Source organism: Pilimelia anulata, assembly GCF_014647895.1.
GTDB classification, from domain to species: domain Bacteria; phylum Actinomycetota; class Actinomycetes; order Mycobacteriales; family Micromonosporaceae; genus Pilimelia; species Pilimelia anulata.
The window spans coordinates 184,151-198,944 of the sequence record NZ_BMQB01000006.1 but is presented as its reverse complement, the minus strand read 5'-3'; the positions used below and the strand labels follow the sequence as shown (position 1 = coordinate 198,944).

At 76.0% G+C, this 14,794-nt stretch carries 14 protein-coding genes; 3 read left to right on the top strand and 11 right to left on the bottom strand.

Annotated elements, in window-relative coordinates; genetic code table 11:
• Positions 1-159: 159 nt before the first annotated feature.
• The 11 genes from IEY94_RS15040 to IEY94_RS23595 all read right to left on the bottom strand — a co-directional run bounded on the left by IEY94_RS15040 (position 160) and on the right by IEY94_RS23595 (position 11,263).
• Positions 160-720, bottom strand: a complete 561-nt coding sequence (locus IEY94_RS15040) for a Scr1 family TA system antitoxin-like transcriptional regulator (protein WP_229783930.1) — start codon at positions 718-720, stop codon at positions 160-162.
• A 149-nt stretch (positions 721-869) separates the two neighbouring features.
• Entirely contained in the window at positions 870-1,049 is a 180-nt protein-coding gene (locus tag IEY94_RS15035) for a DUF6879 family protein (protein ID WP_373291299.1), read from the bottom strand.
• Between the two features lie 15 nt (positions 1,050-1,064).
• The gene (locus IEY94_RS15030; protein WP_189170797.1) at positions 1,065-1,268 is read right to left on the bottom strand and encodes a hypothetical protein; all 204 of its coding nucleotides are present in this window, start codon (positions 1,266-1,268) and stop codon (positions 1,065-1,067) included.
• Positions 1,269-2,029: 761 nt separating this feature from the next.
• Entirely contained in the window at positions 2,030-2,989 is a 960-nt protein-coding gene (locus tag IEY94_RS15025) for a complex I subunit 1/NuoH family protein (protein ID WP_189170796.1), read from the bottom strand.
• On the bottom strand, positions 2,986-3,597 hold the full coding sequence (locus IEY94_RS15020) for an NADH-quinone oxidoreductase subunit C (RefSeq protein WP_189170795.1): 612 nt from the start codon (positions 3,595-3,597) through the stop codon (positions 2,986-2,988). Before IEY94_RS15020 ends, IEY94_RS15025 begins: the two co-directional genes overlap by 4 nt.
• A 196-nt stretch (positions 3,598-3,793) precedes the next feature.
• On the bottom strand, positions 3,794-5,101 hold the full coding sequence (locus IEY94_RS15015) for a DUF2252 domain-containing protein (protein ID WP_373291296.1): 1,308 nt from the start codon (positions 5,099-5,101) through the stop codon (positions 3,794-3,796).
• Positions 5,102-5,158: 57 nt separating this feature from the next.
• Positions 5,159-5,680: an NADH-quinone oxidoreductase subunit B gene (locus tag IEY94_RS15010; RefSeq protein WP_189170794.1), complete on the bottom strand. Its 522-nt coding sequence runs from the start codon at positions 5,678-5,680 to the stop codon at positions 5,159-5,161.
• A 124-nt stretch (positions 5,681-5,804) separates the two neighbouring features.
• Positions 5,805-6,119 (bottom strand): MGMT family protein, encoded by a 315-nt coding sequence (locus IEY94_RS15005; RefSeq protein ID WP_189170793.1) that lies wholly within the window; start codon positions 6,117-6,119, stop codon positions 5,805-5,807.
• Positions 6,120-6,139: 20 nt separating this feature from the next.
• Entirely contained in the window at positions 6,140-7,753 is a 1,614-nt protein-coding gene (locus tag IEY94_RS23600) for a DUF3152 domain-containing protein (protein ID WP_229783928.1), read from the bottom strand.
• Between the two features lie 335 nt (positions 7,754-8,088).
• Positions 8,089-9,024, bottom strand: coding sequence for an alpha/beta fold hydrolase (locus tag IEY94_RS14995; RefSeq protein WP_189170792.1), 936 nt, complete (start codon positions 9,022-9,024; stop codon positions 8,089-8,091).
• 37 nt (positions 9,025-9,061) lie between these two features.
• On the bottom strand, positions 9,062-11,263 hold the full coding sequence (locus IEY94_RS23595) for a hypothetical protein (protein WP_229783926.1): 2,202 nt from the start codon (positions 11,261-11,263) through the stop codon (positions 9,062-9,064).
• Between the two features lie 129 nt (positions 11,264-11,392).
• Between IEY94_RS23595 and IEY94_RS14985 the strand changes: the two genes are divergently transcribed.
• The 3 genes from IEY94_RS14985 (at position 11,393) to IEY94_RS14975 (ending at position 14,793) form a co-directional block, all read left to right on the top strand.
• Positions 11,393-12,037, top strand: coding sequence for a TetR/AcrR family transcriptional regulator (locus IEY94_RS14985; RefSeq protein ID WP_189170791.1), 645 nt, complete (start codon positions 11,393-11,395; stop codon positions 12,035-12,037).
• 96 nt (positions 12,038-12,133) lie between these two features.
• The gene (locus tag IEY94_RS14980; RefSeq protein ID WP_189170790.1) at positions 12,134-12,361 is read left to right on the top strand and encodes a DUF3107 domain-containing protein; all 228 of its coding nucleotides are present in this window, start codon (positions 12,134-12,136) and stop codon (positions 12,359-12,361) included.
• A 611-nt stretch (positions 12,362-12,972) separates the two neighbouring features.
• Positions 12,973-14,793, top strand: a complete 1,821-nt coding sequence (locus tag IEY94_RS14975; protein WP_229783924.1) for a DEAD/DEAH box helicase — start codon at positions 12,973-12,975, stop codon at positions 14,791-14,793.
• The last annotated feature ends 1 nt before the right edge of the window (position 14,794 follow it).

Here is a 14,794-nt window from a genome sequence, read left to right as displayed (position 1 = left end):
GCAACCACCTGCCTGCCGACCACTCGCGCCCGCCGTAGTGCAGAAAACATGGCGACCGCCACTCAGAAAGTAAACGTCCACATCACCTCTGCCGAGTCCCAGAGCGTCCGCGCGAGCACCCCCGTCCACGCGCCCCGCGCCCGCGCGCCATCCGAAAGCCTAAGAGTCGTCCAGCGCGCGCGTGATGATCCGGCGGGCGTCCCGGCCGTACACGGCGACTGATTGGAGGTGAGCGAAGACCCGCGCGTAGATGTCGATCTCGCCCGGCCGGGTCACCTTGATCTCGGCCGATGGCGATTCGAGGTACACCGCGCTGTTGTCGTAGATCCAGAAACCCGTGCCCGCGCCGGTGCAGCGGACCAGAGTGCCGAGTGGGATGATCCCGAGCGACACGTACGGCAGGGCTCGGACGCTGAGCAGCTTCACCAGTTGTTCGTCATGCTCCGCGCAATACCGGGTCCGGATCGCGTTCTCGGCGAGAACGACCACGATCCGCTTGCCCGCGTGCATCACCCTGCGTGCTCGCTCCAAGCGGAAGCGCACGGCCTCCTCCACATCATCGGGAATACGGTGGAACTCACGCCAGAATCCGATGATCCCGCGTGCGTACGCCTCGGTCTGGAAAAATGCCGGGGATGACGGCGCTCTCGTGGATGCGGAACAGGCGGGTGCGGGTGTACTGCTCCAGCGAGCCCGGCCGGGCAGCGCCGCGCATGCCATCCCGCACCCGAGCCCGCCATTCGACATATGCGCTCTCGATCGACCGCAAGGTACTGACGAGGTCAGGCAGCTCATCCGCAGCATCACACGCGCGACACCATGCACGGACGTTGCCGAGGGTCGGGGTGACCGCGCCATTCTCGATCTTACTAACCCGCGCTGACCAGGCTCGCCCAGCCGTCGTGGTAGCTCAGGTCGGTCAACTCGCCGCGACGCCATCGCGCGAAGGGTTCCGCATCGCCGGGCACACCATAGAAGTCGCGCAGCTCCATGTGCGCCCAGCTGCGCCGCACGCTGCTGTACCGGCGAACGAACTCGGCGCGGTCCACCTCGAACAAAGACACCTACTTCGGGAGCTGGAGGAATCGGAGCATTCGTGCGGGGATCTCCACGGCGTCCTCGTGGCCAGGGAGATGGAGCGAGGCCAGCGTCTCGGGGTCGAGCTTCCAGCCCTGGATCACGTAGCTGTCCCGGTCCGGGCAACGGTAGACCGTCGGAGAATCGCCACGCCCGGACTCGGGGTCCTTGCCGATGAAGTCGAGTCGCATCGTGCCTCCAAAGGCCGCGCCTGTTTCCTCATGTTGGCCGAACCCATCTTGGAACGACCACCCGATGTGGTCAGGAGGAAACCGTGAGCAAGGCCGTCGACCGGCAAGGACGTACCCGGACAGGGTCGTCCCGGCAGCAAGCCCGACGAGTCCCTGACGCCGTCCGCCGATTCGGCTGCGGCGGGCCGGTTGGGGTGGGCCGCCACGGCGACGGAGAGCCGGCCTCCGTCGCTCCCGTACCGATCGACGCAGGAGGTATGAATGCTGAGAACCGGCGACATCCTGGTGCTACGCACCGTCGAATACGTGACGGGGAACGGCTCGATCATCGTCAAGATCGACGCCGTCGGGGACATCCGCGAACGGCACGGCGAGCAGTGGATCGCCGTGAAAGCCGCCGGGTCATCGAAGGTGCCGCACCCGCGACGCGGTTCATCGAGGTCCGGACGGCGTCGATCCTGGCCGCCCGGCAACGGGCATGGACCCGCCCCGCCGGTCGAGCCACTGTGGTCACCACACCGACCACGGTGCTCGGCGAGACCACAGCCCGATACCGCGAGCCGAGTACGGACGCTGCGGTGGGGAGGGCGGGTGCCCCGGCAGGGGATCAAGCCTGACCGCCCCTGCCGGGGCACCCGCCCTCCCCACCGCCCACAACGCAAAGCCCAAAGCGCAAGCCCAAAGCGCAAGCCCACAACACAGAGCCCACAACGCGGGCCGAACGCAAAGCCCGAAGCGCACAAGCGCAAAGCGGCCGACCCTCAGATGGCCACCACGACAGCGGCCGTCAACACCAACTGCCCGAGGGCCACCGGTACCAGCCCCTGCCAGCACAGCCGTTGCAACTGATCCGCCCGCAGCCGCGGGAACGCCACCCGGCACCAGATCACGAAGAAGCTCACCCCGCCGACCTTCAGCAGCGTCCACAGCCACCCCAGCGCGCCGTCCGCGAACGGCCCCTTCCACCCGCCGAGGAACAGCACCGTCGTCAGCGCGGCGATCACCACGATCCCCACGTACTCCGCGAGCAGGAACAGGGCGAAGCGCAGCCCCGTGTACTCCGTGAGGTACCCGAACACCAGCTCCGAGTCGGCGATCGGCATGTCGAACGGCGGCCGGCGGATCTCGGCCAGTCCCGCGGTCAGGAACACCAGCAGCGCCGGGAGCTGCCAGAGCAGCCACCACGGCCGCCACGCCTCGACGATGCCGGGCAGCGAGAGGGTGCCGGCGGCCATCGCCACCGAGGCCGCCGACAGGACCAGCGGCAGCTCGTACCCGAGGAGCTGGGCCGCGCCGCGCAGGCCGCCGAGCAGGCTGTACTTGTTGGCCGACGCCCACGCCGCCATCAGCAGCGACAGCACCCCGACGCCGAGGACGGCGAGGGCGAAGAACAGCCCGGCGTCCAGCGGCTGCGCGACCAGGTCGCCGGGGCCGAGCGGGATGACGAGCAGTACGACCAGGTACGGCAGCAGCGCCACCGCCGGGGCCAGCCGGAACACCGCCCGGTCGGCGCCACGCGGGGTGATGTCCTCCTTCTGGGCGAACTTCACGCCGTCGGCGATGAGCTGCGCCCAGCCGTGGAACGCGCCCGCGTACATCGGGCCCAGCCGGCCCTGCATGTGGGCCATGACCTTGTGCTCGGCCTGGCCGACGAGCAGCGGCAGGGTGAGGAACGCGACGAGCACGAGCGCCACCCGCAGCGCCAGTTCGGCGGCGCTCACGCGGTACCGTCCGGCTCGGCGGCCGGGTCGACCGCGGCCGGGCCCCACTCGCGGGGGTCGGGGACGCCCGGCGGGCGGGCGGGGGCGCGGCGGCCGCCGCCCGCGGCCTCGCCCGGCTCCTTGGCACCCGGCCACGCCTTGGCGACCCGGGCGGCGAGGACGAAGTCCTTGCGCAGCGGGTGGCCCTCGAACTCCGGCGGCAGCAGCAGCGGGCGCAGGCCGCCGGGGTGGCCGGGGAAGTCGATGCCGAACATCTCGTGCGTCTCCCGCTCGTGCCAGGCGGCGCCGGGGAACGTGTCGACCACGGACGGCACGGCCGGGTCGACGGCGGGCAGCCGGGTGCGCAGCAGCAGGCCGTGCCGGGCGGTGGTGGACCAGAGGTGGGCGACGACGGTGTACCCGTCGCCCTCGTCGACGGCGCTCAGCCAGTCGAGGAAGTCGCAGGCCACGGCCGGGGTGTCCCGGGCCGCGCGGACCGCCGCCGGCCAGGCCGCGGGCGGGACGTCGACCGTGCCGCGGGCGTACGGGCCGCCGGCCGATACCCCGACGACCGCCTCGGCGTCGCCCAGCGCGGCGGCCAGCAGCGCCGCGGGCTCCTGCTCACCCATGCCCCGATCCTAGGGCCCGCCCGGCCCGCCGCGGTCGGCCGGACCGGGGATGTCGGTGGGTCCTGTCAGGATGGCCGTACGTCGTGGAGGGAGGCACCGATCCTGTCCGATCATGGATCAGCATGCTGTTCACATCGTCCCGGCTCCGCCTTGCGGGTGGCGGGCTGGGCCGGCCCCGGCCGGGCGACGTGACCCGTTAGAGGCCGGGGAGGCGATTGTTGCGGAACAGGTCGACGAACAGTTGGTGGTCGGCCCGCGCCCGGCCGCCGTACGCGTGGGCGAAGTCCACGAGGTACGCGGCCAGCGGCGCCGGGTCGGTCCCGACAGCCGCGGCGATCGCCTCCTCGGTCGAGTAGTCCACCAGGTCGTGCGCGGACTCGTCGTCGGCGACCGAGTGCATCCGCGCGACGGCCCGGCCCAGGTCGGTGACGATGTCGGCCAGCTCGGCCGGCTCGTTGACGTCGGCCCAGTCCAGGTCGGCGGCGTACGGGGAGACCTCGGCGACGACCTGGCCGACGCCGTCGAGCACGGTGTGCCCGCACCACGGGTCGGCGTGCGCCTGCAACGCCCGCTGCGACTCGGCCGTCCGGTGGCCCTGGTGCAGGAAGTAGCCGGCCACCCGCGGGTCGTCGATGTGCCGGGCCACCGCCGGGACCTGGGCCTGCTTCATGTACAGCACGACGTCGTTCTCCAGCGCCTGGGTGTGGCCCTCCAGCAGCAGGTTGTACGACGGCAGACCGGCCGAGCCGATGCCCACGCCCTTGCGCAGCTTCACGTCCTTGATCCGGGCCGCGACCGGGCGGACCCCGGTGGACCGGGGCAGGGTGCCCAGGTACGCGTCGAACGCCGCCGCCACCCGCTCCCGGGTCGGGTCGTCGACCTCGTACACGCCCTCGCCGAGCGAGAACCGGCGCTCGTACGAGTCGATCGTGGTCTGGCTGGCCAGCAGGTCCACCCGGGTGCTCAGCCGGGCCCGTTGCAGGACCGTGCGCAGCACGCCGGTGGCCGTGTCCAGGGTGATCGAGCCGATCGCGTCGTCGCCGCCGGCGGCGATGGCGGCCAGCTCGGCGTGGTAGGCGGCCGTGAACCGGCTGACCAGGTCGCCGATCACCGCGTCGGAGAGCGCCTTGGCGTACCCGAGCAGGGCGATGCTGGCGGCGAACCGCTTCAGGTCCCAGGTGAACGGCCCGACGTACGCCTCGTCGAAGTCGTTGACGTTGAAGACGAGCACGCCGGCGTCGTTCATGTACGTGCCGAAGTTCTCCGCGTGCAGGTCGCCGTGGATCCACACCCGGCTGGTCCGCGGGTCGAGGAACTCCCCGTCCGCGTACGGGCCGGTCAGGTCGGCGTAGAACAGGCTGGCGCTGCCCCGGTAGAACGCGAACGGCGACGCCGCCATCTTGCGGAACTTGCGCCGGAAGGCGGCCGGGTCGCGGCCCATCGACTCGCCGAACTCCCGGACGAGGACATCGAGGATCACGCCGGCCCGCTGCTGCTCGCTCACGCCCCGCAGCCTACTTGCCGCCCGCCGGGTCACCGGGCCGGTTCGGCGCGTCGGGGGTCAGGCCGGCGGCGGTACCAGGGGCGCGGTCAGTGCGAGCGGGTCCGGCCGGGGCACCCCGCCGATGCCGGCCTGCTCGCCGGCGATCCGCTCCTGGAGGCGCAGGATGCCGTGCAGCAGGGCCTCGGGGCGGGGCGGGCAGCCGGGCACGTACACGTCCACGGGGATGAGCTGGTCGACGCCCTTGGTCACCGAGTAGGAGTCCCAGTACGGGCCGCCGCAGTTGGCGCACGAGCCGAAGGAGATCACGTACTTGGGCTCGGGCATCTGCTCGTACAGCCGCAGGATCGCCGGGGCCATCTTGTCGGTGACCGTCCCGGAGACGACCATCAGGTCGGCCTGGCGCGGGCCGTGGGCGAACGGGATCACGCCGAGCCGCATGAAGTCGTGCCGGGACATGCTGGCGGCGATGAACTCGATCGCGCAGCAGGCGAGGCCGAAGTTGAACACCCACAGCGAGTAGCGCCGACCCCAGTTCAGTACGAACCGGATCGGCTCACCCAGTACGGCCGGCAATCCCACCCGGACACCCTACCGCCGCGCCGCCACCCCGGCCGCGGGCCGCGCGCCGCCGGGGCCCCGCGGCACCGAGCCCCGCGCCGCCCGGGCCGGCCGCCGCCGGGCCGGGCGGCGCGGGGCCGTGCGGTCAGGTCGGGTCGTCGGGGTACCAGGCGGCGCGGCGCAGGTCGACCCGGTCGCCGCGCAGCGGGGTGCCCTCGCCGGCCAGCCGGGCCAGCGCCGCCGCCGGCTGCGACGGGGCGACCCGCCCGGCGGCGTTGACGACCCGGTACCAGGGCACGCCGCCGCCGTGCCGGGCCATGATCGTGCCGACCCGGCGGGCGGAGTTCTGCCCGGAGGCGTCGGCGAGGGCGTCGGCGACGGCGCCGTACGTCATCACCCGGCCGGGCGGGATGCGCTCGACGAGGCGCAGCACGGCCTCCACGTACTCCTGCGGGTCCACCCCGCCATTATCGGCCCCGCTCAGGGGACGGGCGGGCCGGTGTACGGGCGGCTGTCGCGGTACGGCCAGCCGTACGCGATGCAGCCGCGCAGGCCCAGCGTCTGCTGCTGCATCACCGGCGCCGGCGCGCCGCGGCGCGGGCAGCCCTCGTGGCCGCGGCCGAGTTCGTGGCCGACCTCGTGGTTGACGACGTACTCGCGGTACTCCGCCAGCGGTGCCCGGTACCGCGGCACGCCCTGCCACCAGCGGGCCTGGTTGATGATGACCCGGCCGGTGACCCGGCAGTTGGTGAACCGCTCGGTGCGCAGCCCGCCCGCGGCGCACATCCGCTCGGACGTCACCGGGGTGGCCAGCAGCACGCTGAAGTCGGCCGTCGCCCCGGCCGGCACCCGCTGGAACCGGCGCTCGCCGCCGGCCGTCCAGCCGCGCGGGTCGCCGAGGGTCCGCTCGACGGCGGCGGCGAACGCCGCCCGGTCCTGGCCGGTGTCGGACTCGACGCCGACGCGGTACCGCAGCAGCGGCCCCGACCGCCCGTACACCCGGGAGGTGCCGGCCGCGTAGCCGAACGTGCCCGGGCCGGCGTTCGGGAAGGCCGCCGTCGTACCGGTGGGGCTGGGTGTCGCCGTGGCGCTCGGGGTGGTGGGGGCCTCGGTGGTGGCCAGCGGGCGGCCGGTGGTCCGGCTGTCCTCGTCCCGGGCCAGGTCGACGCCGATGATCGCGGCGGCGGCGAGCAGCACGGCGACGACGCCGACGCGCTGCCGGCGGCGCTGGGCGCGGCGCCGGCGGTCGTCGGTGGGTGGCGGGAGCGGGCGGGCCTCGCGGCGGCGGGCCTCGGCGAGCGCGGCCCGGCCGGCGCCGGTGAGCCGCCCGACGGGGCCGCGGGCGCTGGTGCGCCGGTCGCCCGCGCCGGCCGGCCCGCCGCCATCCGCGGCGGACGGCCCGGCGGCGCGGCTGTCGCGAGGTGCCCCGGGGACGCGGCCGTCGCGAGCCGGCCCGGGGGCGCGGGCGTCGTCGGTCGGACCGGCAGTGCGGCCGCCGCCGGTCGGGCGGGTGCGGCGGTCGTCGATGGTCGGGCGAGCGCCGATCGTCGGGCGCAGCCGGCCGTCGCCGGTGGCCGGACGCAGGCGACCGTCGCCGGTGGTCGGACGGGGCCGGCCGTCGCCGGTGGCCGGGCGGAGCGTGCGGTCGCCGGCCGAGCGCGCCGGGCGGCCGCCCGGCGCGGCGCCCGGGTCGGGGTCGACGCCGGGGCCGGAATCGGCCGGACGGGTGCCGGACGGGCGACCGCCGGACGGGCGGGTGGTGCGCGGCGGGGCGTCGGGGTCGCGGCCGGTCGCGGCGTCCGGGTCGAGAGTGGTCGCGGCGTCGCGGCGAACGGCGCGGCTGCTCGGGCGGGTCCGGGGGCGGCGGCCGGGGATGACCGGGATGCCGGCCACCGGCGTCGGCTCGGCCCAGGCGGCGGGGTCCGGGCGCTCCCAGGCGGCCGGGTCCTGCTCGGCCCAGGCGGCCTCGCGGGCGGCCCGGTCGCGGTCGGGCGCGCGGCCCGGCTCGGGTCCGGGGCCGGCGGGCCGGTCGCCGGTCGGGTCGGCGGCGCGGTCGGGGCGCTGGTCGCGGCGCGGACCGGCGGGCTTCGCCATCGGCATCCCCCCGCTTTCCCCGCTGCTCGTACGGCCGCTCGATTTCCTCGGACCCTTACCACCATAAGGAGATAAACCGGACTATGTGCGGTAAGGGCCGGTGCAACTCGCGCCGCGAACAGCAGTGCCCCGCCCGTACCGGTGCACAGTCTCGACCACGGCCCGCCCGGACACAATGCGCGCTATGCCGCACTATGGGTGGTTGGCGCGACCGCGCGTACGCCCGACCGGGATCACCGCGCGCACCGCGCCGGCGCCGATCCCGCCGGCCGCCCCGGGCCGATCACCCCGGGGCCGCGGCGGGCCGGTCACCCGGCCGACCGGGCGCGTTCAGGTTACCGGCCGTCGACCAGGCGGCGAACGGCGCGGGCCACCAGGTCGGGGACCTCCATCTGGGCGACGTGGCCCACGCCCTCCAGCATCGACAGCCGGGCGCCGGGGATCACGCCGGCGACCCGCGGGGCCACCCGTACGTCCACGATCCGGTCCAGCGTGCCGCCGATCACCAGGGTCGGGGCGGTGATCCCGCGGGCCATGGACCACAGCGAGCCGGCGCCGGGCAGGTACGCCCGCAGGAAGGTCAGCACCAGCCCGCGCAGCGTCCGGACGTACACCGACGGGTAGTACGGCAGCACGTACCGGTCGCTGACCTCCGTCACCGCCTCCGCCACCCGCTGCGGGCTGAGCCGGCCGGGGTCGCCGAAGCACGCCTCCAGCACCTGCCGGGTGAGGTCGGCGGGCTCGGTGCGGGCCAGCCGGCGGCCGGCGATGCGGCTCGCCCCCGGTACGGCGAGCAGCGGCAGCATCGAGCCGTGCAGCGAGCGCCGGGCGTCCAGGAACGGCATGGCCGGCGAGATCAGGGTGAGGGTGCGGACCAGGTCGGGCCGCCGGGCGGCCACCCACACGGCCACCGCGCCGCCGAACGAGTTGCCGACCAGGTGGACCGGCCCGCGCTCGTCGCGGTCGATCCAGGCGGCGACCCGCCGGGCCACCGAGGCGACCGAGTACGTGCCCGCCGGCGCGCTGCGCCCGAAGCCGGGCAGGTCGATCGCCTGGCCGGCGACCCGGTCGGCGAGCAGGCCGGCCAGGTCGGTCCAGTTCTGCGCCGAGCCGCCGAGGCCGTGCAGGTACAGCGCCGGCGGCGCGCCCGCGGCCGGGCTCGGCGTGTCGCGCACGTGCAGCGCCGCGCCGCCGAACTCCACCAGCCGGCCCGGCCACGGCGGCCACGACCCCGCCGGTACCGCCGGGGCGCCCACGTCGGTGCTCGTCACGGCGCCGTACCCCCCTCCCGTAGCGGTGCGTATCCCCTCACAGTAGGGCGTCGAGCAGGCGATTGACGGCAGCCATGGTGGCCCGGACCGCGGCTCTGGTCCGGTCCCCGGTCACGATCGCCGAGCCGGCGAGCTGCTCCACCCAGCCGTCGCAGACCAGCAGGATCACCACCACGGCCACCTCGCACGTGCCCAGCGGGACGATCGCCGCGTGCTCGACGAAGCACCGCCCCGGCGCGTCGCCCGGCCGGGCCGCGGCGACCAGCTCGCCGATCGCCGCCGCGGCGGCGGCCGCGCAGAGCCGGGGGACGTACCGGTCGACGGCGGGGCCGCTCGCCGCGCCGCGGGCGGTGCGGTCGCCGGCGGCGAGGCGTACCTCGACGGTCCCGTCCAGGCCGGTCACGGTGAGGCCGACGTGCTCGATCACGACGCGCGCGGGCGCGCCGGGCCGCCCGGCTACCCCGGCCGGCGCGCCGCCGGGGTGGTCGACGCCGTACGGGTCGCGCCGCACCGGCCGGCCGGGCGGCGGGATGACGGCGGCCCGTTCGGCGGGCCCGGCCGGGCCGGACCCGGCGACCTCCGGCGCCGCCGGGGCGCTCCCGGCAGGCGAGACGACCCCGGCCGGCGAGGTGACCGGCGCCGACGGAGTGGCCCCGGCCGACGGGACAACCGCAGCCGGCGGAGTGCCCCCGGCAGACGGGGTGACCCCGACCGGCGAGACGGCCGCAGCCGGCGGAACGGCCCCGACCGGCGGGATAACCCCGACCGGCGGAACGGCCCCGCCTGGCGGAATGGCCGCAGCCGGCGGGAGCGCGCCGGGTGCGGCCGGCGCGGGCGCCGGGTCGAACAGGGTGCGGCCGGGGCCGCGCGGGTCGGGATGCGGGTCGAGGCGGGGGTCGGGCCGCGGGCCGGGGCGCGGTTCGTACGCCCCGTCCGGGTTCGGCTCCCCGGTCGACCCGCCGGCCGGGCCGAACGCGCCGGCCCCGTTGCTGCCCGGCGGCGCGGCGAACCCGCCGAGCCCGCCGGATGCCAGGGAAAGATCGGGTCCGCGGAAGGGTCCACCGGCCGGGAGCGGCCCGGCCGGCCCGTCGTCGGGTCCGGCCGGACCCGGTCGCAGCGGCGCCGCCGCATTCGGGTCCACGGCGTCGCCGCCCAGCGGCGGCGCCCCGGCGGCCGGAGCGGTCGGGTCGGCGCCCGGATAGCGGGAGTCGTGGTCGGGCACCGGCCCGGCGGCCGGGTAGCCGGGGTCCCACCCCGGTGCCGCCCCGATGGCCCGAGTGGTCGGCCCGACCGCCGGGACGGTCCGGGCGGCGGGCGGCGGCGCGGCGTCACCGGCCGGGCCCGCGCCGGACTCGCCCGGCTCGCGGGGCTCGCCGGACTCGCCGAGCCCGAGTGGGCCCGTCGACGGTCCCCACGGCGGGCGGGCGGGCGTCGGCCCGTACCCCGCCGGGTCGACCGGGCGGCGCGGGGACGGCGCCGGCGGCCGCCAGCCCGCGTCGGCGTCCCCGTCGACCGCGCGGCGCCGGCCGCGCCGGGAGGGCCGGGGCGCCACCGGGTCGGGCGCGGCGTGGGCCGGGCGGCGGTCCGGCTCGCTCTGCTGCGGGATGCGCCGGGGCTCCGGCTCGACCGCGGGGCGGGGCGGCTTGGCCGCCAGGCCGAGGCGTTCCTGGAGCATGCGGGCCACCTCCCGGCTCACGTGGGCCGCGTCGGCCCCGTCGGCTAGATCGAGGCGGAGCAGGTGTGCTCCGCTGGGGGTCGTGCGCAGCGACGCGCCGCGGACGCCGCCGACGTCGTGCGCGGCACCGAGGACGGCGTCCACGTCGAACCCCTCCGGCCGCTCCCGCGGGGCGCCGGGCTCGTCGTCGCGGCGCAGGTGGGTGGCGATCCGGGCCAGCTCGGGGGTCTGCGCGGGCGGGGCGGCGGCGGGACCGGCCGGGGGGTCGTCGACCGGCACCCGGTGCGGCAGCACGGGCCCGTCCGGCACGAGCAAGGTGGACGGGGTGGCCTCGCGCCGGTCCGACGTTTCGGCCGACCAGTCCCAGCGCGACGGCGGCGGGTAGGTGGTGCTCCACAGGGCGGCGGCGGACGGGTACCGCGTGCCGTTGCGCCCCTCGGGCTCGACCGGCGGCCAGCCCCCGTTCTCCTTCGGAGTGTCCACGGCCTCCCCGGCACCGCCCTCCCTGCCCGCCGCGGCGCCGCCGGGCTGCCCTGTTTCGTCCACCGTGTGCTCCTCGGTCACCTCTGCTGAGGCTACCGTGTGCGTGCGGTACGGAGGAGCCACGCGACAGCCGTGCGGGCTCTACGGTGAGATGATGCCGCGCGCGGGGTCGTCATCGGCCCGAGGGGGTGCGCGGGTGCGGAGGGGTCGATGAACTCGGTTGGAACGCGTACGGAGGGGCGGCCGGCGCGGCTGCCCAGGTCGGCGCGCCGCAAGCAGCTCCTCGCCGCCGCGCAGGAGGTGTTCGTCGCGCAGGGGTACCACGCGGCCGCGATGGACGACATCGCCGAGCGGGCCGGAGTGTCCAAACCGGTCCTGTACCAGCACTTCCCCGGCAAGCTCGAGCTGTACCTGGCGCTGCTCGACACGCACTGCGAGGCCATCATCGACGGTGTGCACGCGGCGATGCGGGTGCAGAGCGAGAACAAGGGCCGGGTGCACGCCGCGGTGGGGGCGTACTTCGACTTCGTCGACCACGACAGCGGGGCGTTCCGGCTGGTGTTCGCCTCCGACCTGCGCAACGAACAGGCCGTCCGGGAGCGGATGGACCGGGTCGAGTCGGCCTGCTGCACGGCGGTCGCCGACGAGATCATGACCAGTACCGGGGCGCCCCGCCCGCACGCCGAGCTGCTGGCCTCCGGGCTGGTGGGGGCGGCGGTGCAGGCGGCGCAGTTCTGGCTGGGCGGCGGGCGCTCGCTGCCGAAGGAGGACGCCGTGGCGCTGCTGGCCACGCTGGCCTGGCGGGGCATCGCCTCGTTCCCGCTGCACGGGGTCGACGAGCGGCCGGCGGACTGACCGCGGCGCCCGGTCCCTGCTCGGGCTGGCCGTTGCGGCGTCCCCGGGCGGGTAGGCTGCGGGTGACGTTTTTCGCGACGAGCGGGAGGTTTCCACGTGGAGGTCAAGATCGGCGTGCAGTACGCCGGCCGGGAGCTGGTGATCGAGAGTGACCAGTCCCCCGCGGACGTCGAGAAGCTCGTCACCGAGGCCGTCAACGGCGACTCCGGCGTGCTGAGCCTCGCCGACGAGAAGGGCCGGCGGGTGCTGGTGCCGACCGACAAGCTGGCGTACGTCGAGATCGCCGAGGCGACCGTGCGCTCGGTGGGCTTCGCCGCCCGCTGACGCCGCGCACCCGATGAGCAGCGGGCCGGGCCTGCTGCTCATTTTTTTCGACCTCGCCGTCCGGAATGTCCATCAATGTGCGGGCTACCGGGGACCGCCGGCCCGGTCGGGTAGGATGGTGGGGATGGTTGCCGGCTGGCCGACCACTCCACCGCTCGACCCGGACCGTCCGATCCGGCGCCCCGGACCCGTCCGGGGTCGGTGCCGGACTCCGGGCCGGCCGACCACTGCACCGACCCGGCCACTGCACCCGGCCGACGGTCCGGCGGTCGGCACACCGGCGGAGTGGCCGACCGGGGGACCGGAGGCACCCGGCGTTTGCGGCGCCGGCGGCGCCCGTTCGGACGACCACACCGACGACGCGACGGCAGTGCGCTGCCTGCCGCCGTACCACAGCCAGGCGCGGCCCGCGGACATCCGCGTGCGGCCCGCCGCGACCCGGAGCCGCGACCGCACGGCCGCGACCCGAACCCGGCGCGACCACCCAGTCGCGACCACCCGGCCGCGGCTGCCCAGCCGCGACTGCACAGCGCGGCCGCACGGCCGCACCACACAGCCGCGCCCTTCGACACGCCGGGGCGCACCCACGAGAGGGCACCCCAGAAAACCCCATGACAGAGCAGCACACAGCCGAACGCCCCGCCAGCCCGACCTTCGCCGAGCTGGGCGCCCGCCCGGAGACGGTGGAGGCCCTCGCGGCGGCCGGCATCACGCACGCGTTCGCCATCCAGGAGTACGCCCTGCCGATCGCCCTGCGGGGCACCGACCTCATCGGGCAGGCGCCGACCGGCACCGGCAAGACGCTGGGCTTCGGCATCCCGCTCATCGACCGCGTGCTCGCCCCGGACGAGGGCGCCAGCGGCGTACCGCAGGCGCTCGTCGTCGTCCCGACCCGCGAACTCGGCCTGCAGGTCGCGACCGACCTGGCCACGGCCGGCAAGGTCCGCGGCGTCCGGGTCCTGTCGATCTACGGCGGGGTCGCGTACGAGCCGCAGGTCGACGCGCTGACCACCGGCGTCGAGATCCTCGTCGGCACGCCCGGTCGCCTGCTCGACCTGGCCAAGCAGAAGAAGTTGAAGCTGAACGCCGTCCGGCACCTGGTGCTGGACGAGGCCGACCGGATGCTCGACCTGGGCTTCCTCGACGACGTCGAGCGGATCCTGGCGATGCTGCCGGACGAGCGGCAGACGATGCTGTTCTCGGCGACCATGCCGGACCCGATCGTCGCGCTGTCCCGCCGGTTCCTGCACCACCCGGTGACGATCCACGCCGGGCACACCGCCGAGACCGGCCCGTCGCCGCTGACCACCCAGGTGGTGTACCGGACGCACTCGCTGAACAAGATCGAGGTGCTGGCCCGGATCCTCCAGGCCGAGGGCCGCGGCCTCACGATGATCTTCACCCGGACCAAGCGGGCCGCCGACCGGGTGGCCGAGGACCTGGACTTCCGCGGGTTCGCCGCGGCGGCCGTCCACGGCGACCTCGGGCAGGGAGCCCGGGAGCGGGCGCTGCGCGCGTTCCGGACCGGCAAGATCGACGTACTCGTGGCCACCGACGTCGCCGCCCGCGGGCTGGACGTCTCCGGCGTCACCCACGTGGTGAACTACGACTGCCCCGAGGACGAGGCCACGTACACCCACCGGATCGGCCGGACCGGCCGGGCCGGCGCGACCGGCGTCGCCGTGACCTTCGTCGACTGGGAGGACGCGCCGCGCTGGAAGATCATCGACAAGAACCTCGGGCTGGCCATGCCCGAGCCGCCGGAGACGTACCACACCTCCGAGTGGCTGTACGCCGACCTGGCCATCCCCACCGACATCACCGGCACGCTGCCCAGCGCCGAGCGCACCCGGGCCGGCCTGGCCGCGGAGCACGAGGAGGACCTCGGCGGCCCGTCGCGGCGCGGCCGCGACGGCGGCCGGGGCGGGCGGGACGGCCGGCGGGACAGCGGCCGCGGCGGGAGCGGCCGCGGCGAGCGCCGCGACGGCGACCGCGGGCGCGGCCGGGACGACAGCCCGGCCGCGACGACCGAGGAGAGCGCGCCGCGCGCGTCCCGGCAGCGCCGCCGCCGGCGCGACGGCGCCGAGGTCGCCGCGGAGGCCGCCACGGCCGCCGCCGGGGCCACGCCCGCCGCCCCGACGGCCGAGGCCGCCGGGGGCACCCGCCGGCGCCGCCGGCGCGGGGGCGCGGACGACACCCGTACGCCGAACGCCGGCCCCGACGCCGGCGACGCCCGCGCGGACAACGCCCCGCGCGGCGGCGGCGACGCCCGCCCGGACAACAGCCACCGCGACGACGCCCCGCGCGCCGCCGCGGGCAACGGACCGCGGGAGGACGCGCCGGCCGACGGCGACGCGCACAAGCCGGCCCGGCGGCGCCGCCGGTCGGGCCGCGGCTCCGGCGGGCGGGACGCCACGCCGGCCGCCGGCTGAC

Excerpts from the sequence above, each read along its gene's own strand:
- IEY94_RS15040 (WP_229783930.1), bottom strand. The coding sequence starts at position 720 with ATGGCATGCGCGGCGCTGCCCGGCCGGGCTCGCTGGAGCAGTACACCC.
- IEY94_RS14985 (WP_189170791.1), top strand. The coding sequence starts at position 11,393 with ATGAACTCGGTTGGAACGCGTACGGAGGGGCGGCCGGCGCGGCTGCCC.
- IEY94_RS14975 (WP_229783924.1), top strand. The coding sequence starts at position 12,973 with ATGACAGAGCAGCACACAGCCGAACGCCCCGCCAGCCCGACCTTCGCC.
- IEY94_RS23600 (WP_229783928.1), bottom strand. The coding sequence starts at position 7,753 with ATGGCGAAGCCCGCCGGTCCGCGCCGCGACCAGCGCCCCGACCGCGCC.
- IEY94_RS15020 (WP_189170795.1), bottom strand. The coding sequence starts at position 3,597 with ATGGGTGAGCAGGAGCCCGCGGCGCTGCTGGCCGCCGCGCTGGGCGAC.
- IEY94_RS15030 (WP_189170797.1), bottom strand. The coding sequence starts at position 1,268 with ATGCGACTCGACTTCATCGGCAAGGACCCCGAGTCCGGGCGTGGCGAT.